The following is a 23,156-nucleotide window of genomic DNA, read 5'->3' as shown; positions in this document are numbered from 1 at the left end:
CGCATCTTTTCATACTAAAATACACAAAAAACACTGACAGCCCTATGTCAGTGTTTTTTTCCATTTATTTGGATGTCATCCGCTTTATTCATCCAATTCTTCGTTCACTGCTTGTATCCGAAGTCCGGAATGGACAGCCATCTTTTGCGCAGCTCATGGGCGGCATACTTCGGTTTCCGATCCCTGGTGAAAATTCCCTTCTTGTTCCCTTGTACCCGAATAATCCCCTGGCTCGTATTGAAATCGGCAAAATTCCAAACCTGCTCTCCAACAAAATGACTGCACCGATCGAATATTTCATGATTGGCGCGCAGGTACTCCACTTGAAATTCCTCGGTGAACATAAGCGGGTCGACATCATGTAAGCCTGCAATCGTATCGGCACCATATTCAGTCATCATGATCGGCTTGCCCGGACAGCGCTTGAGCCACCCATCGAGCTCCTGACGAAGCTTCGCCTGCGCAGCCTCCCAATCGCCACCGTCGACATACCAGCCGTAATACCGATTGAGAGCAAGCACATCAACGAGCTCGGCAACCTTGCACGCTTCCGGTGTCGACTTGATATAGGTGACAATCGTGACAGGCCTATGCTGCGGATCGGAGCGCTTTGCAGTCTGCACCAGCGGCTCGAAATATTCGTAGGCTCCCTCTTCCTCGGATGCCGGTTCATTCGCAATGGACCACATGACGACACATGGATGATTTTTATCCCTTGCAATAAGCTCCTCGATCACCGTCCGATGAGACTCCTGTGTTTTCAGCTCTTCCCAGGTTTTCCTCCTCGGCGCGCCGCCGAACAAGGCAGCCATAAAGTTCAGATGCAGCCCTACAGCCGGCACTTCATCGATGACGACGAAGCCCTCCCGGTCTGCCAGCCGCATGAGCTCCTCTGAATAGGGATAATGGGAGGTGCGAAATGAATTGGCGCCAATCCATTTCATCAGCCGAAAATCGATGACATTCACCGCTTCATCCAGTCCCCGCCCGTGGATCGGAGCATCCTCATGCTTGCCGAAGCCCTTGAAATAAAAAGGCTTCCCATTGATGAGAAATTTCCCGTCCCTCACCTCCACCTTCCTGACCCCGAAAGGCTGCTCATACGTATCGATGGTCGTTACTCCCCGGACCACATCTACCTTCAACGAATACATATAAGCGTTCAACGGCTCCCACAGGACGGCATGGTCCATACGGATTGTACCTTGCGGCCCTTTCATGAAGGCAACGGAGCGGCCGTCTTCATCCAGAACCGTGACTTCCACCTCGCCCTCTCCGGCCATGTCCACTTCATAATGGACATATCGGGTCAGTTCATCCAAATCCGTCACGATGGTTATATCTCGGATGTAGGTTTGTGGAGTCGTATAAATTTTGACGGGCCGGTGCAGCCCTCCGTAATTAAAGAAGTCAAAGTTCGGATGATTACGCTTCACCTTCCCCAAGCCCGGAACGTCTTTTTCAATATAATTCCCTATCGGGAGCGTCGTTTCGTCCACAATGTTGTTTACAGCTACGGTTAAACGGTTTTTACCTTGGACCAGGAAGCCGTTGATTTCCGTTTCAAAAGGCGTAAAGCCTCCTTGGTGCTCCATGACGAGCTGACCATTCACATATACCTTCGCGGTATGCGTTGCCGAGCCGAAACGCAGCACCATGCGCTCAGAATGAAATAAACCCGGTACGTGAAACTCCCTTTCATACCAAACCCAGCCTACATGATTGCGGATCTCGGACGTCACCCCCAGATCATTATAAGAGGATGGGACCGTCATCGGTATCGTTTCCGTAAGCTTGGCGGCGTACCACTGATGCTCGAAGCCGTTTCCTGTGTCCAGCTTGAAATTCCAAATGCCATTCAAATCAATTATTGCTCTGGATTCGGTTACAATCGGATACAGCATGGTTGCAGCACTCCCTATTTCCAATATCATACCAGCTTGTAAGTGGTTACATGACCGATTATACTGGGATTGAACGCAAACAAGAAGGACGCAATTAGCATAATCAGGATTTTATATACATGATGAAAAAGGAGTGAACGCTTGTGACCCTCCCGCTCCAAGCCGCAAATACCACCATGACCTTGTTTCATATTCTCGATATGAATACGGTACTTTTGGATTCGAACGGAGCTATCCTTTTGCTGCATGAACGTGATGGGCTCCCGGATATGCTGCTGAACGGACAGGGCCAAGACTTTCGCAGGCTCTGTGCGGAAACGTTGCAGAGCCCGGATTCCTGCTGCTTGTATACCAATGCATGGGGGCTTTCGTATGTATCGGCTTTATATCGAAACGAAGGAGAGCCGGATCGGATCGTGTGCATTGGCCCCTTCTTGAAGCAAATCCCGGACCTTCATCCGATCGATAGCCGATTGCAAGGAAATGCGAGCCAATTTGCCCAGCTGCAGGATTACTACCGACATTTGAAGCTGATCAGCAGCGCCAAAATTCAGAGTATCGCAAGTATCCTGAAGCAGGCTGACTCGATTCGGCATGCCCAGCTCCGTTATGTAGAGGCGGCGGACGAGGATGCGACTGGATCCCGGACTAAAGACACTGCCCATCCGGCAAACCTGCTGTTGTCGCAGGCTGGCGGGAACAACGCAGAGCTCATAGAGCTTAGGTACAAGCTGGAGAATGAGATGATGCATGCTGTACAAAAAGGGGATAAGCAACAAGTGAGAGAGAGGAGCAAGTATGCCAAAAACTTATATGACTTCTCCGAACGATTGCCGAATCAGCCGATCCGGGCATTCCGCAATATGCTGATCGTCTTGAACACACTGTTACGTGTGGCGGCCAGGAACGGGAATGTGCCCCCTTACTACATTCACCGGTTGTCCGAGAAATTTTCGAAGCAAATCGAACGATCCGACAATATCGGCACCCTTGCCGCCTTAAGTGCCACCATGCATGAAGCGTATTGCGATTTGGTCAAGGAACGCTCCGTCGGCGGCTATTCCCCTCTCGTTCAACAAGCGATGCAGTATCTCGGTGTCCATTACCGAAAGCCTTTGGATTTAAAATGGTTAGCCGCCCGCTGTCATGTTCATCCATCCCACTTGTCCCGGCAGTTTAAGAAGGAAACCAAGTTGACACTGACCGATTATCTGAATAAACAGCGGGTTACGGAAGCTAAGCATGCGCTGCAAAAAGAGCGCGCCTCCATCGATTGGATCGCGGGATATGTCGGCTTCGAGGATGCGGGCTACTTCGCCCGTGTCTTCAAGCGGCTGGAGGGCATGACGCCGCGGGAGTACAGGGAGCGGTAGCTGAGGACGATTGTTTGACGCGATCCTTCTAATCGTGCACATCAAAGAAGCAGAGAGCCGAAGCTTCTCTGCTTCTTAGCGAAATATTATGGTTCTTCCTTAGCGGGAGCAACCTCAGGAACCTCTTGGTTTTGCTCCTTCAGGCTCTGCTCATAATTTCCTATCAGCTCAGCCAGCTCCGCACGTTCATCATACTGCTCTTTATGTTCATGATAAAACTTAACTGCCTGTGGCCACAAATCGTGATTTTTTTTCAGCAAGTCATCAATTGCCTCTAAATACTTTTGATCGGTAGACAAAAACTCAGCCTGAATGAAATCATCGATTGCATCTTTATTCATACTCAATTGTTGAAAAGTTAAGGCACGATTCCAATAATAGACACTATTATCCCCAATAAGTTCAATAGCCTTGGAGTAATCTTCAATAGCCTTTAACCGGTGTTGGCGCTTCGTATCCTTAATAGCCGTTTCTCTACCCAATAAATCCTGACTCAGCCCTCGAATATTAAAGCAATAGGCTGATAACGTACCAAGGTCGTGTTCCACAGCAATTTCCTCAGCGGTATTTATAGCTTGAATTACCTGATTCATTGCGTTTACATACTTGTCCTTATCGCTTTTGGCGTACAAATTCCGGAGCGCATTATGTGCATAACCTAAATTCTTATAATAAGTAAACAATTCTTCCGGCTTCTTCGTTAAATGCACTGCTTGCTGGTAACAAAAAATCGCTTCTTCAAAATGTTCTGGTGTATCAAGAAAATAATGACAATCTCCCTGGAGATTATGGTATTCCGCCAATACAAAATGCTGCTCCCCGGCACATCGGAATGCCAATTCACAATATTCCACAGATTTGGCGTATATTTTCTTACGAAAAAAAGCTCTAGCAATTTTGAAATATAGATGATAATCCACCGCTTCAAAACCTTGCAGTTCTTTCTCCTTCAAAGATAGCTCGATTTCTGAAGACTTGTCCTGTTTATTAATAATATCGATAATTTCCTGAACCAACTCAAATATTTTATCCTCGTTGTCCAGCTCCGGAATCAAATTCACCATGCCATCCTCGGAAATGATTGCGATGACACAAGGAACAGGTTCCTCCAGGCTTTTCAACTTGGCCAAATAACGGTGTGCCGAATTAAACCGCGCCCCGCGACTTGCGTCCCCGTAACCTGGAGCGGCAATTCCGTCCAAAATGACCCCGATACCGTGGCAAGCCCCATGAACGTCAAAATAAATGGCGCCATCGATAGATGTAAGATGCTTGATGTAATCCGCATGAATTTCCCCAGGCTCGATAAGTGTGGATTGTTTTTTCAATGTACCTAGCTCGGAGCGTGCCACCACTTCCTCTGTAATGACGACCATCGTCCCGTGTTTCTGCTCCTTGGCCTTCGAATAATGTTTTCCAGCTTGTCAATGGCTCTATCGCTATCCATACTCTGCTTGCCGTCAAAAAACTGGGAACGCAGCAGATTGCGAAGCTTTTGCGGTGAATAGCCGTCCTCTCCAAGCCTAGGGTTTTTAAAAGAAACAGCTAACAAGCAATCGGCCTTCAGTAGTGCCTGCGTCTGATAAATCTTGTTATCTCCATCAAATAAAACATATCCATTTTTCTGGTAGCTTTCATCCAATCGAATAAGCTGAAGCTCATAGTGCGATAAGCCCCTGAATTCGACTCGTAAAGTCAAATGTTCCTTCATTTTTCCCCAGTCCACTTTACCCAATCCGTACACAAACTGATGGTCCGCAATTAAATACAACTCTTTCTTCGCATCTGTTAACTCAAGCAGCTTCCGGATCCGTTTGGCATCCTCCAGTTTAATCTTATCTTCATCGATAAATTTGATAGCGAACTGGATTCGCTGCTGCCCTTTCTCCGTAATGAGATTCCGCTGGCAAAAAACAATGCTTCCGAAAGGAGAACTTCCCTCGTAGGTCTGGGTGGAGATATCGTCGATTTTTTCCTGCAAATCATGAATGTAATAAGCGGGATTAATAGCATTGTCAAAGGACCCGGATTCAGCAAGGATACAACCGTCTTGGAGAAAGTTGTTCAGCTTGCCCATGAACATACGAGACATTCTCCGTGCGAATTGAGTATGATTCTCGTTATATTTTGTTTGAAAGTTTTTCTTAAAGTAGTCAATAAAGAAATAATCCAGGAGCATGCGCAAAAATGAAAACTGAGGCTGTCTGTAAAATAACCCTACGGACATCTCATCCAAATTACGAATTTCCAGTACATAAATGGCGAAACCAGCATTTTCAATGCTTCTCAGTTCAACTTCACTAGCATAAAAAATCGTAAAATCATTCGATTTGGCAGATCCCTTGTCCTTTGTTTCCCGCTCACCGGCCGCCCCTTCGTTCTCGTCCGGCTCCTGCGTCTTGGAACGGTACATTCCTTTCTCCTGATTGAGCAAATCTTTAATCCCCGAACGGAGCGCAGCTGCATCCTTCTCATATTTGTTCTCTATCGACAGCTCCCGAAACATGTGAGCAAAGTCTTCAATGCTTTCTTGGTTGACGTTATACCCGGTTTGATTGGAATCCGACACGGTCTTCCTCACACGAATTGTGTCCCGATAAGAATCGTTCTCGTCGTACAGCACCGCGTACATTTTGAGATGAAGCCTTTTGTTCAGCAGCCTTAACGTATCATGTAAATTGCGATAAATGATTTCATGAATTTTCTCCAATGGTTCATCTGCCGTCAGCATCGATCATACCCCTTCATCCATATTGGCGTGCCGGTTCTTGACGAACCCCGCCAATCGTCAGCTCCTCGTTCCTTGGATATATACGGTAAATATAATATCTGGTTCTGGGATATTTGTATAGCATTAACAAAAAACGACTCCTTCAGGAGTCGAAGACAAACAAAAAGGAGCCGATCCTCCGGCTCCTCTTAAACCCTTTACCGTCAGCCTCGTCCTGCCTGCTGCGTCATCATGTACGTTACCGTTGTTCCGGTGACTACCGGTTTTACCCCAAACTACGCACAAACGCAACAATAGCATCCGCCAGCGCCTTCGGGTTCTCCATCATGCTCATATGACCGACCTCGTCGATCTTCCGCTGCGACACGCTGCCGCCGTCGACGACAAAGGTACGCTCTGCAGGGATGATCTGATCGTGCTCGCCCGCGACGAGCAGCACCGGCTGCTTCGCCTGCTTCAGCACGTCATTGCGGTCTGGACGGGTACGCATCCCTTCCAGCGTAGCCATAGCTCCTTGGGGACTCGTGCTGAGCCCGATACGCTTGGCTTCCTGCACCGCCTCAGGCATCGACTCCAAATGAGCCGGAGCGAACAGCTTCGGAATCAGGCCTTCGATGAACGCCGGCAGCCCTTTTTCCTGAATCGTCTGAATTCCTTTCAACCGGCCCGCCTTGCCCTCCTCGCTGTCCGGAAATCCGGTCGAGTGAATAAGACCGAACGCCTTCAGCAGCTCAGGCTGCTTGTCCGCCAGCGCCAGAGTAACGTAGCCGCCAAGGGAATGTCCGAGCACGATCGCTTTGCCGGCATCCAGCTTGCCGATCAGCTGAACGATGTCCGCGGCGAACACTTCCATCGTATACGTACCGTCCGGCGACGAAGAGTCGCCATGGCCGCGCAAATCCGGCGCGATCACGCGTATATCGTCCGGGAGGAGCGGCAGCACCTTGTCCCAATAAGCGGAGCTCCCGCAGAAGCCGTGCAGCAGGAGAACCGTTGTTCCCTGACCTTGTTGTTGATAAGCCAGCTCGACACCTTCCAGTAAAACCTTCTGTTTTGCCATGGTTACAGCTCCTTTTCGCAGGAAAATAAAGTATATCTTACTATATACCCAATTCTCTATCCAAAGCTACATGGTTTCCCAAAAAAAGAGGCACCGTCTTGAAACAAGACCTATGCCACAACGCCTGGATTATTGAATCGGAAACCCCGTAGAGCCGACGGCCGGGTCTACGCTCTTCGGCTCCTTAGACAAAAAGCTTACCGGAGTTGTGCCGCCACCGGCTTGTATTTTGAGGAAATGTAAGTTTCCGCTTTGGCTTCAGTAAGCACCTGGGGATAGAGCATTCCCGGCTTCGGCTCCGAGACAGAATACGCAATAACGGCCGTGCCGTCGTCCTTGAAGCGATTGTCTGTAATGGCAAAGCCGTAGCCCGGGCTTGGCATTTGACGGGTCAGCGTCACCTTGTTGACGTCGTCGTTGACCCGCTCCACGGCAACCGCCACCTCTCCCCGCTCCACAGGCGGCTCGGGCTTCTGTGCTGTGTGTGTCTCTACGAATTGGATCGCGTTGTGGAGCCAAACGGCGGCCTCTCCGCGGCTCATTTCCCGTTTCGGATAAGCCATTTGCTTCTCATCCAGCTTGGCAATGCCGTGCAAATATATACGCTGGACACTGTTCATGGAAGTCGGGCTGACTTGGTCCTCATCCGTAAGCAGGATCAGCATCTCGATCACGGGAAATGTCCCCTTCGTATCCATCGCATGGATGAGCAGGTCAGCATATTGCTCCTGCGTAATCGTTGCATTCGGATCCACATCCGCGGGGATGTTCAAGCCGTTCAATTTGGCGATAATAAACGCCTTTAGACGGCATGCTTTCGGAAAAGGTTTCAGGAAAAAGGGGGATAAATCGCACAATCCATATGGTAAACTTTACCATGCTAGTTAAAAAAGTTGCCCATTCATGACAATTTCCGGTGTACTCCTTCTGTAAGACCATGTAAAATAAGGTTGACTAGGTTGTAAGCGTATGCACGTCCCCGGGTCTTTTACGGATATTTGCCTCAAAGGAGGAGATCCCCTTGATTCTGAACAACATGATCAATCGTCGAAGCATTGTTTTGACTTGGCTCTTTTCCTATTTGGCCATCCTCCTTCTCCCTGTCTTGATCAGTATCATCGTGTATATGCAATCCAGCGAAACGTTGGAGAGCGAGATTAATCAGGCGAACAATTCACTGCTCAAGCAAGTCCGGGAGATTATGGACAACTATTATCAAGCCGTGGAACGGCTGAATTTCGAGCTGACGTGGAATCTGCAGGTTCAGGAGCTTCTCAGCTCCAACAAATACGTTTCCTCTCCCAATGAATATACGTATGACCTGTACCGTCTCACGCAGGATTTCAAACTGTACAAATCCGCCTATTCGACGGTCGATTTATTTTATATGAGCCTGCCGGCCAGCGGTACCGTGGTACTGCCCAGTACGCTGCGCGATGCAGCCTTCGCTTACCAAACGCTGCATGCCGATCCCTCGTTTCCCTTTAGCAAGTGGAGCTCGATTGTAAGCCGCAAAAATTTCAAAGGCTTCCTGCCGATGGTCCGCATTGACGAAGAAGGCAAGCTGCGCAAAACGGCTGCCTACATTAGTACATTCCCCTCGGACAAGCCGGAGGCCGTGGCTACCAATGTCATCATGCTGGATCAATCGAGAATTTTGTCCTCCATCCAGAATGTGGAGCTGTTCAATAAAGGACATGTACTCATTTTGAACCGGGACAATGAGGTTTTGATCTCCAACTCGGAGGAAGCGCTGCCCGGCAATTTTCCATTCGACAAGCTGTCGAGCGAAACGAACTTTTTTTATTACATGCCGAACGGCACGAAGTATGAGGTGCAAACCATTCAATCGGCAGGCTCCGGCCTGAAATATATTTCCATGATTCCAAGCAGCCTGTACTGGAAAAAGGCGGAGCACGTCCGGAACCTGACGTATGTGAGCATTCTCGTCAGTCTGCTGGGCGGCAGCGTGCTGACGTACTTTTTCCTGCGTAAAAACTATAACCCGGTCCGCCGTCTCGTTCAAACCTTCTCCGGTAAATCGAATCTGAGCTACGGCAAGGGGCTTAACGAATTTCATTTTATCGAGCAGGCGATCGGAAGCACCTTGAATGAGATGGATAAAATTATGGACCGGATGAAAAGCCAGCAGCAGACGCTGCGGCTGAATTTTATCGCACGCCTGATGAAAGGGCGGATTGACAGCCAAATCCCGATTGCGGAGTCGCTGACAACCTTTAACATGAAGATGGATTCCAACGACTTCGCTGTCATTATGCTCTATGTGGAAGCAAGCGCACCGTTCCATGAGCGGTATGAAGGGATGGAGCCGGGCGACAAGCAAAGACTGCTGCAATTTATCGTCAGCAATGTGGTCGAGGAGCTTACGGCACAGCACAACCGCGGCTTCGTAACGGAGGTCGATCAGGCATTGGCCTGCCTCGTCAACTTCCGGCAGACGGAAGCTGAGGACCGCAAAGCGGATCTGCTGCGGATTGCGAAGGAAGCGCAAGCTTTTTTGGCCAGCCATTACCATATTCATCTGACGCTGTCCATCAGCTCGATCCATACCGGCATGCTTGGCATTCCCAAAGCCTACACGGAAGCGTTGGATGCCATGGAATACAAGCTCGTGATGGGCAGCAAAGAAATACTGTCCTACGAGGAAATTCATCAGGCCGGCTCCGAAGAAGAGGAGGTTGTTTATTACTATCCGCTTCAGGAAGAGCAGCAGCTCATCAATTATGTCAAAATCGGGGATTTCGACCGGTCCAAGGAAAAGCTCGACGAGATTATCGGGCGCAACCTAAACCGTACCGGCGTATCCGTCGCCATCGCCAGGTGCTTGATGCTGGATTTGGTCAGCACGATGATGAAAACCGTCAGTGAAATCGGGGACGGCCAGGAAAGCTTCTTATTCCAGAACCCGAAACGGATCGAGCGGCTGACCTCCTGTGAAACGGTCCATGACATGCAGGAGCAAATGACTGGGCTTTTGCGCAAGGTATGCGAGTATACGAGCAGCAAGCGCCAGCAAAATATTCAGGAATCCAGACAGCAAACATTGCATGAGCTGGTCGGCAGGGTCACCGCTTTTATTCATGAGCAGTACACCGATTCCAATCTGAACATTTCGATGATCGGAAATCATTTTGACATGAAGCCGACCTACTTGTCCAAGCTGTTCAAAGACTATACCGGCGAAGGGCTTCTCGATTTCATTAACAAGACGAGGATTGAGAAGGCGAAGCAATCGATCCGGCAATGTAAGAAGAGCATTACGGAAGTATCGGGGGCCGTCGGTTTTAACGACGTCAATGCTTTTATCCGTACCTTCAAAAAATACGAGGGCATCACCCCGGGTAAATATAAAGAAATGCTGGAGGAATAGCCGCGGATACGCGGTTTTTTTCTGCTTGTTTGTCCCTGTTTTGGAGGTTTTGACGATCGTTTTGGAGGTTTTGAATGCGGTTTCAAGGAATTGAAGATGCCTTTGGCGATATTCAAGATTCCTTTTTTGTAAGCGTTAACATATGATTAGGGCATGAGGTCAACTCATACAGATCAACCGGCTGAACCGGACATATCAGGAGGTCTTAATCTATGAACAGAGGAAACAAGAAACTCGTCCCCGTATTGCTTGCAACCACGATGATGAGCGGTCTGATGGTCGCATGTACAACGAAAGCTCCGGATGCAGCATCTGACAACAAGACTCCCGACAAATCGAATACACCCGCAGCCGCAACAACGTATCCTATGAAATCAGACAAAACCGTTACGTATTGGGGAGAGCTTCCAGGCAACCTTACCGGGGTGACAGCTTCCCATAGTGAAACCCCATTCTTCCAGGAATGGCAAAAACGAACCGGCGTCAACATCAAGTTCACTGCCCCTGCTACGGGACAAGCGAAGCAAACGCTGAACGTGCTGCTCGCTTCGGGTGACCTGCCGGACATGATCGAATTCAACTTCAAGGATGATTTCCCGGGCGGACCGGAGAAAGCGATCAAGGACGGCTACATTCTGAAATTGAACGATGTCATCGACAAATACGCTCCGAATTTGAAGAAATATTTAAAGGAGCATCCGGATGTGGACAAAATGGTCAAAACGGATAACGGCAGCTATTATGCCTTTCCATTTATCCGCGGCGACCAATCCTTGATGGTATACCAGGGGCCGATTGTACGCAAAGACTGGCTCGATGAATTGGGCATCCCTATGCCTGCGACGATTGACGAATGGACAGCTATGCTGAAAGCATTTAAAGAAAAGAAAGGCGCTACGGCTCCATTCACGGCCAACAGCGTACCGCGCGTATTTAATGATTTCAACAACGGTCCGTTCATGGGCGCGTTCGGTGTCACACGCGACTTCTATCTCGATGGCTCCGATATTAAATTCGGTCCTGCCGAAAAAGGCTATAAGGAATTCCTTGCCTTGTTCCGCAGCTGGTACGCCGACGGCCTATTGGATAAAAACATCGCCACCATCGATACGAAAGCCTGGGATTCGAACATCGCTTCCGGCGCAACGGGCTCAACGGTCGGTAACGCAGGCGGCGGGATCGGCAAATGGCAGCCGCTCGTCCAAGCCAAAGATCCGAAGGCTACGCTGGTTGCTGCACCGTACCCTGTTGCCAAGAAAGGCGACACCGCCTTCTTCGGACAATTGGATCAGCCGTTCTCCCCTGGCGGCATGGTAGCGATCACCGCTACGTCCAAAAATGTGGAGCTGGTCGCCAAAATGCTGGACTACGGCTACAGCGAAGAAGGTCACATGTACTTTAACTTCGGGCAAGAGGGCGTTAGCTACAAAATGGAAAACGGCTATCCGAAGTATACCGATCTGTTAATGAAAAACCCGGATAAGCTGGCGCCTGCCCAAGCAATGTCCAAGTATGTACGCGCTAACTACAACGGGCCGTTCGTTCAGGACAAACGCTATCTCGAGCAATATCTGGCTTTGCAAACACAGCGTGATGCCATTACTGTATGGCAAAAGACGGACGTGGCGAAGCATAAGCTGCCTCCAATTACGCCGACACCGGAGGAAAGCTCGGAGTTTGCGAAAATTATGACCGATGTGAACACACTGGTCGACGAAATGACGCTCAAAATTATTCTTGGCACCGAACCGCTGGACAGCTTCGACAAATATCAGGATAAAATGAAGCAGCTTAAGCTCGATCGTGCCCTTGCCATTCAAAAGGCGGCGTTGGAGCGCTATAACAAACGCTAATCTGACCCGGAGGGGGCCCTCCCCCTCCATATACTAAAAAGTCCGGTGATCGCTTCGGCCACCATAGGGACAATTCGCCCACATCAGCCGAGGCGTTCACCGGGACTTTACGCTTCAATCCACGGAAGGAGGGAACGAGATGGACAAAACCATGCCGCTGCAGCAAGCCAAAGGCATTGCACAAACGAGAAAGAACACTTTCATGCAACGGTTCAAAAGAGATTTTTTACTGAACAAATATTTGTACGTCATGATGATTCCCGTCATTATTTATTACGCTATTTTTCATTACGGCCCTATGATTGGCGCAGTCATCGCGTTTAAGGACTATGCCCCGATGAAAGGGATTTGGGGAAGCGACTGGGTCGGTCTGAAGCATTTCTACGATTTTTTCAGCACCTACTATTTCTGGAGGATTCTTAAAAATACGCTGCTCATCAGCGTCTACACCCTCTGCTTTGAGTTTCCGATGCCTATTATTTTGGCGCTCCTCATTAACGAGGTCCGCAATCAGGTGTTCAAGCGGTTCGTTCAAACGGTAACCTACATGCCTTATTTTATTTCACTGGTCGTTATTTGCGGGATGATCAAGGACTTCACCAATAGCGACGGAATCATCAATACCTTGGTTACCTTCCTCGGCGGGGACGGGAAAGCGATGCTCCAGAAGCCGGAGCTGTTCCGTTCCATCTATGTCATCTCCGAAATTTGGCAAAAAATCGGCTGGGAGTCGATTATCTATATTGCAGCGCTCATGAGTATCGATCAAGAGCAGTATGAGGCTGCCCGAATGGACGGTGCAAGCCGCTGGAAGCAAATATTGTACATTACCCTTCCCGGTATCATGCCGACCATTTCGATCATGTTCATTTTGCGGATGGGGAACATGCTGAATGTTGGCTTTGAGAAAATCATCCTGCTCTACAATCCGGTCACCTATGATACGGCCGATGTCATCTCTTCCTTCGTTTACCGTAAAGGCTTGCTGGAATTAAACTGGAGCTACAGTACCGCGGTGGGCATATTCAATTCCATTTTCAATCTCATTCTGCTGATTGCCGCCAACCGGATTAGCCGTAAAGTAAACGAAAGCAGCTTATGGTAAAAACCAACGCTTATGAAGATAGGAGTGAACCGCAATGAACAAACAAGCCAGCCTTTCGGAAAAAACGTTTGACCTTGTGATCCATCTGGCTCTGCTAGCGCTTGTCGTGGTCACGCTGTATCCGCTTTTATATGTAGCCTTCGCCTCGATCAGTGACGCTACGGAGCTAGTCCGCTATAAAGGCTTGCTTTGGAAGCCGCTAGGCTACAGCATCGCCGCTTACGAGAGCGTTTTCAAAAATCCAAGCATCCTGACCGGCTATCGGAATACGCTCTTCATCCTTTTCTTCGGCGTCATTATCAATCTGTTCCTTACGGCGCTCGGCGCCTATGTCATGTCCCGCAAAAATGTGATGTGGAACAAATTGTTTATTTTCGTCATCGTATTTACGATGTTTTTCAACGGCGGCTTGATTCCCCTCTACCTCGTCGTCAAAAATGTCGGGCTCGTCGACTCGCTGTGGTCCACTATCGTTCCTTTTGCCATCAGCACCTTTAACTTGATCATTATGCGTACGGCGTTCATGGCCATCCCCGACAGTCTGGAGGAGTCCGCCAAAATGGACGGTGCAAACCATTTCACCATTTTATTCCGGATCATTCTCCCTTTATCGATGCCGGTTATCGCGGTGATGATTCTGTATTATGCCGTTGAAAAATGGAACGGATGGTTCTGGGCATCCATCTTCCTGAAGGATCGCAGCCTCTTCCCGCTGCAGCTCGTTTTGCGTGAAATCTTGATTGCCAACTCGACGGACAATATGTCCGCAGGCGCCAGCGCCGGGGACCAGTTCCAAATCGGCGAGACGATCAAATATGCGACCATTATGGTGGCGACGGTGCCGATTCTGCTCGTGTACCCGTTCGTGCAAAAGTATTTTGTGAAAGGCGTCATGATCGGAGCATTGAAGGGCTGAGCGTTCCGGCATCACTGTATCCAAGCGCTTTAACACACTGAGAAAAACGCCTTGCGGCGTCCTTAGGTGAAGCTTATACGTTTGTGCGTGGGGGAGGGACTCCTGTGTGGGTTCCGGCCGCTGTTGAAACTTGTGTTCCTTGAATCCAACCAAGCAGCGTAGAACACAAGTTTCAAAGGCGGACGCTCCGCTCCTCCACCCCACACCGGACTCCCTCCGTTCTACTCTGTGCTTTGTTACCAAAAACACAAACAGGGTGGAAGGCACGTTCCACCCCGAAATTTTATTAATTCGCTATAATGTCAAGAAAGTCTAGGAGTTCATTGACAGTTCTTTCTCCATTACTAGCTTCACGGCACTGTTAAAGGCGGAACGGTGATCCCAAAGGAAGGAGATAATGCTTTGGCGTTCCTCGAAAAATTGCTCCTCCTCATCCCGATAATCCTCGCCCAGACCATGCACGCTGAACGTATCGCCGGAATAATGCATTAGTGTCCATTGACCTCCCCGCTTGCGGTCAGGAAACACGAAGTACTGCTTCTTCCCAAGGGCATCCCATTGTGCAAAAGACGAAAAATTATCCAAAACGGCGTCAATATCGGTTTTCTTTTTGATTTGCATAACTCATCACCTTTCTGCATCCCATTTTTTTCATAACAATGCTGACCGCCCCGCTGCTTATACACCCGGCTTTTAGACGAGGTGTCTTCTTAAGCGCCTTGCTTTTGAGCCAGGGGGTCCATGTCCACGGAGTGATGTGATAAATATTGCTTGGCGAAGTCTTTGCTGCAATCGATATAGGGAGGATACACCTGTTGAAGCTCGTTGTCCGCAGCCGGCCCTTCAGCCGTTTGCACGGCTTCTCTTGAAAAGGATTGAACGATATGACGGTTCCTTCTTATCACATCTATGCAAAGAACAAGCATGATGCCAATCAAGCCAACAGCCACAGCATAAACACCGACCTCTTCAAGCATCTTCATCAGCCCTCCTATGAATCTCTTTAGTTAAGGTTATCAAGTATCTAGTAAAAATACGCTCGAATGCTGTTGTCAACTTGTGACTTTTATTGTTGATAAGAAAACCTCTATCGAGGCATTGCGGTAGAGGTGCGACCGCTTTAAATAAAAAACCGAAGGGGCGTTCTCCCTCCGGTTCTACAAGTATGGCTATTTACTTTCCGACGTTAGCTTCAAATTCTCTGCCGTTACGGCTACCTTGGACGCGGCGTCGCCGATCTCCTCGATGATCTTGATCAGTGATTCCATCTCGGCTTCTACCCGCTTGGCTTCTTGAATGTTCGTATTCATAGAATCCATAATCCCCTCGAATACCGTTCCTGTACGCGCCGCTTCCTTCTGCCCTGTCGCTACGCTCGTCTGCACCTCCCGAATGGAAGCGCTCACTGTTTCGTTATAATGATTGGACTGAGCGACAAGCTCAATGATTTGCACGACTGTCTGCTTCGTCGTCTCGGACAGCTTCTGAACCTCGTTCGCAACGATACCGAAGCCTTTGCCATGCTCTCCGGCCCGTGCCGCTTCAATAGAAGCGTTCAGTGATAACAGCTTCGTCTGATTCGCAATGTCTTCAACGACCGCTACAATGCCTTTGATCTGGTTCGAGAAATCCTGGAGCTGAACCACCGCTTCCGACATTTGGGCCGTGCTGCTGTGAATATTGCTGATCCGGTCGGTCAGCTGCAGCATGTGATCTTGACCGGTTGCAGCCAGCTGCTGCGTACCTTGGGATTGCTCGATGCTTTTCAGAAAAGAGCGATTGACCTCGGTGCTGCTGGCGACCATTTCCTGAATGGACGCATTCGTCCTTTCGGTCAGGTGAGCCAGCTCGTGGCTAACCCTTTGCAGCTCCTTGCGGTACTTCTCATGCTGCTGCTCCTGCTGAAGAAGATTCCCTTTCTCGTATGCATCCAGAACCAGCTGCTGCTCCAGATTCAACAGCTTCATGACGATCTTGCTAACGTACAGATACTCCTCTTTGTTGGGGATCTCCTGGTAAAGCATGTCCAGTAATGTGCTTTGCAGCTTTTGGAAGGCACCCATATACCATTTCGGCTCCAGCCCGATTCTTTGGTGAACAGAGGCAATCTGCAGCCTTTTCTGGATAAAAGCCTCATCGATTTGCCCGCTGAACAGCTCCAGCAAATGGATGGACAGCGTCTTTTTCAACCGTTCCACCTTGCTGTGGTCTTCGATGATCCGAACCAGATGGGGTACGGTCAAAATAATGCTATAGAAGGAATCCACAATGGATTCGATATGCTTCTGTACGAGAGGCTGAATCGCCTTCATCATTCGAAGATCATCTACCGTCAAGTTGATCATACTGAGCTGCAGCTCCAATTCGGTGCCCTTCTCCACACGTAGTTTAATCTCTGATGCATCGACCGGATTCAGCGTAAGCTTGTCCTGGGAGGTTGAATCTGTGGGTTGCTTGCCGAACCATTTGCCAAAAGGAGTTTTGCTCATCGTGTAGTCCCCTATTCAATGTATGGATATTAGTATTCATGTTACAGCAGGAATCCTTTTTTTGTCAGCCTGTTGAGCCGCAAATTTATTACAATTCTATTAACATTATCGGCTAAAACAGAGCTAAAATATAGGGTTATTATTTCTTTTCCAAAAGCGCTATGCTAAAATATACAACGGACAAGTCAAGATTCATCGAATTTTGTCGAATTCTATCGGAAATCTATGAAAATAGCATTGACCGACACTTGCACTAATGGTAAACTATCATTACCGAGTAAACTTATTGGAATTATATTTTCGGAAGATTTGGGGGAGAAACGATAATGAAACGATCCAAACGCAGCATCCCGCTTTTGCTGATGCTTATTTTTGCCCTGGCTCTGGCAGCATGCGGTGCCAAACCCGAGGCGAAGCCGCAGGACGGCGGTGCCAAGCCGGCTGATTCAGCAGCTGCAGGCGCTACATCGCTCGACAATAAAAAGATTGCATTGATTATGCAAATCAACCTGGGTACGTTCTCTGCACAGTACATTGAAGGCGTGAAAGAGCAAGTCGAGAAGCTGGGCGGTAAAGTTACGGTATTTACGGCTGAAGGCGATTTGGCCAAAATGTCCTCTCACCTGGACGCAGCTATCAACCAAAAGTTCGACGGCATCCTGATTGACCACGGTACGGCGGAAGCGCTGGAAGCCGGTGTGAAGAAGGCGCTTGAGAAAAAAATCCCGGTTATCGCGTTTGACGCGGACATCAAGGTTCCCGGCGTAAGCGTATTGGAGCAAGGCGACCAGAAGATGGCCGAGCAAACGTTGGATCGTCTTAGCAAAGATATCGGCGGTAAAGGAAACATCGTGAAAATCTGGGTAGCCGGCTTCGCGCCAATGGAACGCAGACAAGTAGCTTACAAAGCATTTATGGACAAAAATCCGGACATTAAAGAAGTAGCCGCTTTCGGCGCCGCTTCGCAAAATACAGCGTTGGATACACAAGCACAAATGGAAGCGATTCTGAAGAAGTATCCAAATAAAGGCGACATTACAGCCGTATGGGCTGCTTGGGATGAATTCGCCAAAGGCGCTTCCCGTGCGATTCAGCAAGCCGGCCGTACAGAAATCAAAGTATACGGTATCGATATGAGCGATGAAGATTTGCAAATGATTCAAGACACCAAGAGCCCGTGGATTGCATCCGCTGCGGTAGATCCGAAAGACATCGGCCGTATCCAGGTTCGTTATCTGTACCAAAAGCTTCATGGCGATCAAACGCCTGAGAAAATTGTTCTGGATCCGGTATTCGTCTCCAGAGACCAGCTGCCTTCGACTTCCATCTCGACCGCTCAGTTGAGCGATCATGTCAAAGGCTGGGGTAAAAGCGAGCAAGGCTATACCGACTGGTTGAAGAAAGCGGAAAAGCCTGCCGCGAAGTAATAATCCATCTTAACAAGTCCGTTCCGTATAGACCTAACATCCCATCGGTTGCGACCGATGGGATTTTCCATTGAGAAAAGGAGGATGATTTCCTAATGCCTTTAGCCGCCGCCAACCTGCAAATGAATGGCATATCCAAATCGTTTCCCGGCGTCAAGGCGCTTCAGCAGGTCGATTTTCAGGTCCGCGGGGGCGAAATTCACGCCCTGCTCGGCGCTAACGGTGCCGGGAAGAGCACGCTGATCAAGGTGATGTCCGGCGCCTACCTGCCGGACGAGGGCGAAATTACCATCGACGGCGCCTCTCTTTCCTTCAGCGGCCCAATGGATGCGATCCGCTGCGGTATTCAGTGCGTATACCAAGAGGTTGACACCGCGCTAGTGCCTCAGCTTACCGTAGCCGAGAATATTATGCTCGACAGTCTGACCCGTCGAGGCGCAGGCTGGATCAACTGGGGCCGGATCCATAAGGAATCGGAACGCATCCTCCGTGATATCGGCCTGACCATCGACGTACGCCGTCAGGCGGCGGAGCTAAGCATTTCACAGAAGCAGCTCGTGCTGATTGCCCGCGCTTTGGCTCAGCAGGCCAAGTTTATTATATTCGATGAGCCGACCGCTCCGCTCAGCAGTGAGGAAGCCGATCAGCTGTTCCGCATTATGGAGCGGCTTAAGGCAGACGGCGTCGGGTGTATTTTCATCTCGCACCGGCTAAACGAGGTGTTCCGCATCAGCGACCGGATCACCGTGATGCGGGACGGTCAACGCATCTCGACGGTGCCGGCGGGCGAGACGGACACGCAGCAGGTCATCGAGCAAATGCTCGGCCGCACCTTCGAGGAGGAGTTCCCGAAGGTGCAGGTGGAGATCGGCGAGCCGCTGCTCGAGGCTTCGGGCTTAACGCACGGCACCAAGGTGCGCGGTGTCGATTTGACGGTACGCCGCGGTGAAATCGTCGGCGTGGTCGGCTTGGTCGGCGCGGGGAAGACCGAGCTGTCCCGCGTGCTCTTCGGCGCCGATCCGCTCGATAGCGGCGAGATCCGCATGCAAGGGCGCCGCCTGAAGCTGGCAAGCCCGACCGACGCGGTGCGCGAAGGCATCGCGCTCATTCCGGAGGAACGGCGCAAGCAGGGCATTCTGGTGGAGCAAACCGTAAAGCATAACCTCTCCCTGCCGCTGCTCAAGGCGTTCAGCCAATTCGGATTTGTTCTGAAGGGCAAAGAAGCGACTAACGCGCAATCAATGATCGGACAGCTTGGCATTCAGCCTCCGAACATGGAGCAAACCGTGAAATATTTAAGCGGCGGCAACCAGCAAAAGGTCGCGGTCGGCAAATGGCTTCCTACCGAAGCCCAGGTCTACCTGTTCGACGAGCCGACCAAAGGCGTGGATATCGGAGCGAAAAGCGATATATTCCGCTTGATCGGCAGACTGGCCCAGGAAGGTAAAGGCATCGTGTATTTATCGTGCGAGCTGGCCGAAATTATTGGGATTGCCGACCGGATCCTCGTCATGAGCTATGGACGGATCGTGAAGGAATTGCGTCGGGAAGAAGCGACGCAGGAGCTAATATTGTATTACGCCAGTGCAGGGGAGGCCTAAATCCAGTGAAAGATAAGCTGCTCGATTATTCATACAAGTACGGAGCCTTGGTATTAATTGCCGCTGTCATCGCGGTGTTCTCGGTCGTGAATGAGAACTTTTTGTCCTATGACAATATGGCTGATATTTTGCGTTCCATCTCTATCGTTACCTTCGTGGCCATCGGGGTCACCTTTTCCCAGATCGTAGACGGCTTCGACCTGTCGGTCGGCTCCACCGTTTCCCTGACTACCGTTGTCGTCGCTACCATGATGGTCTGGTACCAGCTTCCGCTCATTGCCGTGCTCATCGTACCGATCGTGATCGGCGTGATAATCGGCTTGTTGAATTCATTCCTGATTGTCCGCGTCCGCATTCCGGATTTGCTCGCCACCCTGGCGGTCATGTACATTATCGGAGGCGTCCATAAGACGTACACGAAGGGCTTCTCCATCTACAATAATATGCAAATGCAGGACGGTACGAAGGCTCCCGGCAAATTTACAGAGTCGTTCCTATGGATCGGGCAAGGCAAGCTGTTCGGCCTCCCGGTTCCCGTACTGCTCATGATTATTGCGGTAGTACTTGTCCATGTGTTTCTGACGTACACCCGCTGGGGCCGTCAGCTCTATGTAACCGGCGGTAACAAAGAGGCCGCTCGCCTCTCCGGTATTTCGGTCAACCGCGTACGCACCTTCGCTTATGTGCTTTCCGGCATATTTGCAGCTATCGGCGGTATTTTGTTTGCCGCACGGGTCGGCTCCGGTCAGATTGATGCCGGCGCTCCGATTCTTATGGAATCCGTTGCTGCCGTGTTCGTCGGCTTCTCCGTATTCGGCGCAGGTAAACCCAATGTTATTGGTACGTTCTTCGGGGCTGTGCTGATCGGGGTGCTGCTGAACGGTCTTACGATGCTGAATTTACCTTATTACGCTTTTGACATCGTCAAAGGAGCCGTATTGGTGCTGGCCTTGGCCATTACATTTATTCATCTGACACGCAGAAGAACCTGATCATAAGCTCTAATGGGAAGGTTGTGAAACTTACACTTTCTTATCTACGAAAAAAATAGAACGAGGGGTTTCGATTACATCCAATCGAACCCCTCGTTTTATTTTTTTCTTTTAATTCTTTTATTTTTGTTTGCATTTTTCCGATATAAAGTTCATGATAGTAGAGTTGTCATATATTTGAAAGTAAGGAGATTTATTGATCATGGACTTGGCACAGCAGGTGGAGATCGTCAGAGCAAGACTTGTGGAGCTGGTAGCGGTCAAAAACAACTTTTGCGATCATGAGGTCATCGCCTTGAGTCAAGAACTCGATGTGCTCCTCATGCTCCTGCAATTTCATAACGAGGAAGCCCCCCCTAAAAAAAATAAACCTAAACATGGATAACGGCCTGTCCGCCTGTACAAGGCGGTTCGTGTTCGTCAAAGTGTTGCGCAGTCTATAGAGGCCGATGCTAGACTTTCTAATGCACCAAGGATAACCGGCTTCGCCGTCCCCAGAGCTTGTACAGCTGGTTGCTTATTGAAGCCTGCGTTTCATTTCAATCTCTTTATTAATTTCATACGTGGCCCCCCCACATACACTTTGAACCGTGCAGACATGTTTGACTGTACGGTTCTTTTTCAGCCAGACCCGGCTGCAGCAAGGCTATTCGGGGTAACGGGCATGCTAAATAAAATGATGTCAACAGTATTCATGACGCAACGTGCTTTTCATTTGATTGAACAAAAGCACGTCCTGCCTTAGGATGAAGGTATAAAACCTTGCTGAATTTGATTCGCATGGGAAAGTTTCTAATTAAAGGAGGACATCCTACATGAATACAATGGCAGCGCAGCAAAAATCGTCTGCAGGCGCACGGGTCGCCGTGCAACGCTTCGGTCGTTTCCTGAGCGGCATGGTCATGCCGAATATCGGCGCTTTTATCGCGTGGGGATTAATTACTGCTTTATTTATTCCGACCGGATGGTTCCCGAACGAATATTTAGCTAAGCTGGTCGGTCCGACGATTACTTATTTGCTGCCTATTCTCATCGGTTATACGGGTGGACAGATGGTCCATGGCTCCCGCGGTGCCGTCATCGGATCCATCGCCACCATGGGGGTGGTCATCGGGGCGGATATTCCTATGTTTCTCGGAGCAATGATCGTGGGTCCGGGGGCTGCCTGGGTATTGAAGCAGTTCGACAGATCGATTGAGGGCAAAGTCCGTTCCGGCTTTGAAATGCTGGTCAACAACTTCTCCTCCGGGATTATCGGTGCCGCGCTGGCCCTCATCGCTTATACGGGTATCGGCCCGGTCGTTCAAGTCATCAGCAAAGCGTTGGCAGCGGGCGTTCAATTTCTGATTAATGCCGGGCTGCTTCCGCTGGCGAATATTTTGATTGAGCCGGCGAAGGTTCTTTTCTTGAACAATGCCATCAACCATGGCGTACTGAGCCCTATCGCCCTGGATCAAGCATCCAAAACCGGACAGTCCATTATTTTCATGCTCGAATCCAATCCTGGACCCGGCCTTGGTATCCTGCTCGCCTACTGGCTTGTAGGACGCGGGTCTGCCAAGCAATCCGCGCCCGGGGCAGCTATCATTCATTTCCTTGGCGGGATTCACGAGATCTACTTCCCTTATATTTTGATGAACCCGCGGTTGATTCTGGCCGTGATTGCAGGCGGTGTGACAGGTACCTTTACATTCTCCTTATTTCATGCCGGTCTGGTCGCCACCCCTTCACCGGGAAGCATCTTCGCCTACATCGCCATGGCGCCGAAAGGCGGCCTCCTGTCCGTCTTCACCGGTGTTCTGACAGCAACCGTCGTCTCGTTCGTCGTCGCGGCGCTGCTGCTCAAAACAAGCCGGAAGGAAGAGCAGGACGGCGATCTGGAACAAGCCGCCGAACAAATGAAGCAAATGAAACATGCGGCAGCATCGGAAGCTGCGCAGCCTGCTGCCGCGCAGAAGGCTAAAGCCGAAATTAATAAAATCGTATTCTCCTGCGATGCAGGGATGGGGTCCAGCGCAATGGGCGCTTCGATTCTCAGAAAAAAAATGAAAGAAGCCCAGGTTCAAGTGACGGTCATCAACACCGCCATCAGCGAAATTCCCGGAGATGCCGATTTGGTCATTACACATAAATCGCTTACGGACCGCGCCAAAGCACAGGCACCGAATGCGGAGCATATCTCCATCGATAATTTCTTGAAAAGTCCGGAATACGATGAGCTGGTCAAGCGTCTGAGCTGACATCGACTGGGGTCCACTGGGGTCGACCACCTTCGTACAACGCCATATTGCGCTGCGTAGAGCTGCGCAGCCGA

18 protein-coding genes are annotated in these 23,156 nt (G+C 49.9%); 10 read left to right on the top strand and 8 right to left on the bottom strand.

Annotation, left to right across the window (positions count from 1 at the left end):
• Positions 1-104: 104 nt before the first annotated feature.
• Positions 105-1,904, bottom strand: a complete 1,800-nt coding sequence (gene uidA, locus CF651_RS16825) for a beta-glucuronidase (RefSeq protein WP_094016022.1) — start codon at positions 1,902-1,904, stop codon at positions 105-107.
• 143 nt (positions 1,905-2,047) lie between these two features.
• Here uidA and CF651_RS16820 point away from each other — a divergent pair, with 143 nt between their 5' ends.
• Positions 2,048-3,277: a helix-turn-helix domain-containing protein gene (locus CF651_RS16820; RefSeq protein WP_094016021.1), complete on the top strand. Its 1,230-nt coding sequence runs from the start codon at positions 2,048-2,050 to the stop codon at positions 3,275-3,277.
• An 86-nt stretch (positions 3,278-3,363) separates the two neighbouring features.
• On the opposite strand, the gene CF651_RS16815 is transcribed toward CF651_RS16820, so the two are convergent.
• From CF651_RS16815 to CF651_RS16800, 4 genes are all read right to left on the bottom strand, one after another.
• Positions 3,364-4,653 (bottom strand): tetratricopeptide repeat protein, encoded by a 1,290-nt coding sequence (locus tag CF651_RS16815; protein ID WP_094016020.1) that lies wholly within the window; start codon positions 4,651-4,653, stop codon positions 3,364-3,366.
• Positions 4,611-6,008, bottom strand: coding sequence for a hypothetical protein (locus CF651_RS16810; RefSeq protein ID WP_094016019.1), 1,398 nt, complete (start codon positions 6,006-6,008; stop codon positions 4,611-4,613). The genes CF651_RS16815 and CF651_RS16810 overlap by 43 nt, the downstream gene beginning before the upstream one ends.
• 265 nt (positions 6,009-6,273) lie before the next feature.
• The gene (locus CF651_RS16805) at positions 6,274-7,068 is read right to left on the bottom strand and encodes an alpha/beta fold hydrolase (protein WP_094016018.1); all 795 of its coding nucleotides are present in this window, start codon (positions 7,066-7,068) and stop codon (positions 6,274-6,276) included.
• A 197-nt stretch (positions 7,069-7,265) separates the two neighbouring features.
• The gene (locus tag CF651_RS16800; protein ID WP_144029067.1) at positions 7,266-7,850 is read right to left on the bottom strand and encodes a hypothetical protein; all 585 of its coding nucleotides are present in this window, start codon (positions 7,848-7,850) and stop codon (positions 7,266-7,268) included.
• Positions 7,851-8,089: 239 nt separating this feature from the next.
• Here CF651_RS16800 and CF651_RS16795 point away from each other — a divergent pair, with 239 nt between their 5' ends.
• The 4 genes from CF651_RS16795 (at position 8,090) to CF651_RS16780 (ending at position 14,333) form a co-directional block, all read left to right on the top strand.
• Positions 8,090-10,459, top strand: a complete 2,370-nt coding sequence (locus CF651_RS16795; protein WP_094016016.1) for a helix-turn-helix domain-containing protein — start codon at positions 8,090-8,092, stop codon at positions 10,457-10,459.
• A 212-nt stretch (positions 10,460-10,671) separates the two neighbouring features.
• Complete coding sequence (locus tag CF651_RS16790) at positions 10,672-12,312, top strand: type 2 periplasmic-binding domain-containing protein (protein WP_094016015.1); 1,641 nt, start codon at positions 10,672-10,674, stop codon at positions 12,310-12,312.
• Positions 12,313-12,514: 202 nt separating this feature from the next.
• Complete coding sequence (locus tag CF651_RS16785; protein WP_218827860.1) at positions 12,515-13,417, top strand: ABC transporter permease; 903 nt, start codon at positions 12,515-12,517, stop codon at positions 13,415-13,417.
• A 34-nt stretch (positions 13,418-13,451) separates the two neighbouring features.
• Positions 13,452-14,333 carry a carbohydrate ABC transporter permease gene (locus tag CF651_RS16780; RefSeq protein WP_094016013.1) on the top strand — a complete coding sequence of 294 codons (882 nt, stop codon included), beginning with the start codon at positions 13,452-13,454 and terminating at the stop codon, positions 14,331-14,333.
• 312 nt (positions 14,334-14,645) lie between these two features.
• Here CF651_RS16780 and CF651_RS16775 read toward each other — a convergent pair whose 3' ends face one another.
• The 3 genes from CF651_RS16775 to CF651_RS16765 all read right to left on the bottom strand — a co-directional run bounded on the left by CF651_RS16775 (position 14,646) and on the right by CF651_RS16765 (position 16,822).
• Positions 14,646-14,954, bottom strand: a complete 309-nt coding sequence (locus tag CF651_RS16775) for a hypothetical protein (protein ID WP_094016012.1) — start codon at positions 14,952-14,954, stop codon at positions 14,646-14,648.
• Positions 14,955-15,043: 89 nt separating this feature from the next.
• On the bottom strand, positions 15,044-15,316 hold the full coding sequence (locus CF651_RS16770) for a hypothetical protein (RefSeq protein WP_144029066.1): 273 nt from the start codon (positions 15,314-15,316) through the stop codon (positions 15,044-15,046).
• Positions 15,317-15,502: 186 nt separating this feature from the next.
• Positions 15,503-16,822, bottom strand: coding sequence for a globin-coupled sensor protein (locus CF651_RS16765; protein WP_094016010.1), 1,320 nt, complete (start codon positions 16,820-16,822; stop codon positions 15,503-15,505).
• 326 nt (positions 16,823-17,148) lie between these two features.
• On the opposite strand from CF651_RS16765, the gene CF651_RS16760 reads away from it, so the two are divergent.
• The 5 genes from CF651_RS16760 to CF651_RS16740 all read left to right on the top strand — a co-directional run bounded on the left by CF651_RS16760 (position 17,149) and on the right by CF651_RS16740 (position 23,082).
• A complete protein-coding gene (locus CF651_RS16760) occupies positions 17,149-18,249 on the top strand; it encodes a sugar ABC transporter substrate-binding protein (protein WP_094016009.1) in 1,101 nt (366 codons plus the stop codon).
• 95 nt (positions 18,250-18,344) lie between these two features.
• Entirely contained in the window at positions 18,345-19,850 is a 1,506-nt protein-coding gene (locus CF651_RS16755) for a sugar ABC transporter ATP-binding protein (RefSeq protein ID WP_094016008.1), read from the top strand.
• A gap of 5 nt (positions 19,851-19,855) precedes the next feature.
• Complete coding sequence (locus CF651_RS16750) at positions 19,856-20,842, top strand: ABC transporter permease (RefSeq protein WP_094016007.1); 987 nt, start codon at positions 19,856-19,858, stop codon at positions 20,840-20,842.
• A gap of 202 nt (positions 20,843-21,044) precedes the next feature.
• Positions 21,045-21,227, top strand: a complete 183-nt coding sequence (locus tag CF651_RS16745; protein WP_094016006.1) for an aspartyl-phosphate phosphatase Spo0E family protein — start codon at positions 21,045-21,047, stop codon at positions 21,225-21,227.
• Positions 21,228-21,657: 430 nt separating this feature from the next.
• Complete coding sequence (locus tag CF651_RS16740; RefSeq protein WP_094016005.1) at positions 21,658-23,082, top strand: PTS mannitol transporter subunit IIBC; 1,425 nt, start codon at positions 21,658-21,660, stop codon at positions 23,080-23,082.
• Positions 23,083-23,156 lie beyond the last annotated feature (74 nt).

This window comes from Paenibacillus rigui, assembly GCF_002234615.1.
GTDB lineage: Bacteria > Bacillota > Bacilli > Paenibacillales > NBRC-103111 > Paenibacillus_S > Paenibacillus_S rigui.
This window is presented reverse-complemented; position numbering and strand designations above follow the sequence as displayed.

Excerpts from the sequence above, each read along its gene's own strand:
- uidA (WP_094016022.1), bottom strand. The coding sequence starts at position 1,904 with ATGCTGTATCCGATTGTAACCGAATCCAGAGCAATAATTGATTTGAAT.
- CF651_RS16815 (WP_094016020.1), bottom strand. The coding sequence starts at position 4,653 with ATGGTCGTCATTACAGAGGAAGTGGTGGCACGCTCCGAGCTAGGTACA.
- CF651_RS16810 (WP_094016019.1), bottom strand. The coding sequence starts at position 6,008 with ATGCTGACGGCAGATGAACCATTGGAGAAAATTCATGAAATCATTTAT.
- CF651_RS16805 (WP_094016018.1), bottom strand. The coding sequence starts at position 7,068 with ATGGCAAAACAGAAGGTTTTACTGGAAGGTGTCGAGCTGGCTTATCAA.
- CF651_RS16790 (WP_094016015.1), top strand. The coding sequence starts at position 10,672 with ATGAACAGAGGAAACAAGAAACTCGTCCCCGTATTGCTTGCAACCACG.
- CF651_RS16785 (WP_218827860.1), top strand. The coding sequence starts at position 12,515 with ATGCAACGGTTCAAAAGAGATTTTTTACTGAACAAATATTTGTACGTC.
- CF651_RS16780 (WP_094016013.1), top strand. The coding sequence starts at position 13,452 with ATGAACAAACAAGCCAGCCTTTCGGAAAAAACGTTTGACCTTGTGATC.
- CF651_RS16775 (WP_094016012.1), bottom strand. The coding sequence starts at position 14,954 with ATGCAAATCAAAAAGAAAACCGATATTGACGCCGTTTTGGATAATTTT.
- CF651_RS16770 (WP_144029066.1), bottom strand. The coding sequence starts at position 15,316 with ATGAAGATGCTTGAAGAGGTCGGTGTTTATGCTGTGGCTGTTGGCTTG.
- CF651_RS16765 (WP_094016010.1), bottom strand. The coding sequence starts at position 16,822 with ATGAGCAAAACTCCTTTTGGCAAATGGTTCGGCAAGCAACCCACAGAT.
- CF651_RS16760 (WP_094016009.1), top strand. The coding sequence starts at position 17,149 with ATGAAACGATCCAAACGCAGCATCCCGCTTTTGCTGATGCTTATTTTT.
- CF651_RS16755 (WP_094016008.1), top strand. The coding sequence starts at position 18,345 with ATGCCTTTAGCCGCCGCCAACCTGCAAATGAATGGCATATCCAAATCG.
- CF651_RS16745 (WP_094016006.1), top strand. The coding sequence starts at position 21,045 with ATGGACTTGGCACAGCAGGTGGAGATCGTCAGAGCAAGACTTGTGGAG.
- CF651_RS16740 (WP_094016005.1), top strand. The coding sequence starts at position 21,658 with ATGAATACAATGGCAGCGCAGCAAAAATCGTCTGCAGGCGCACGGGTC.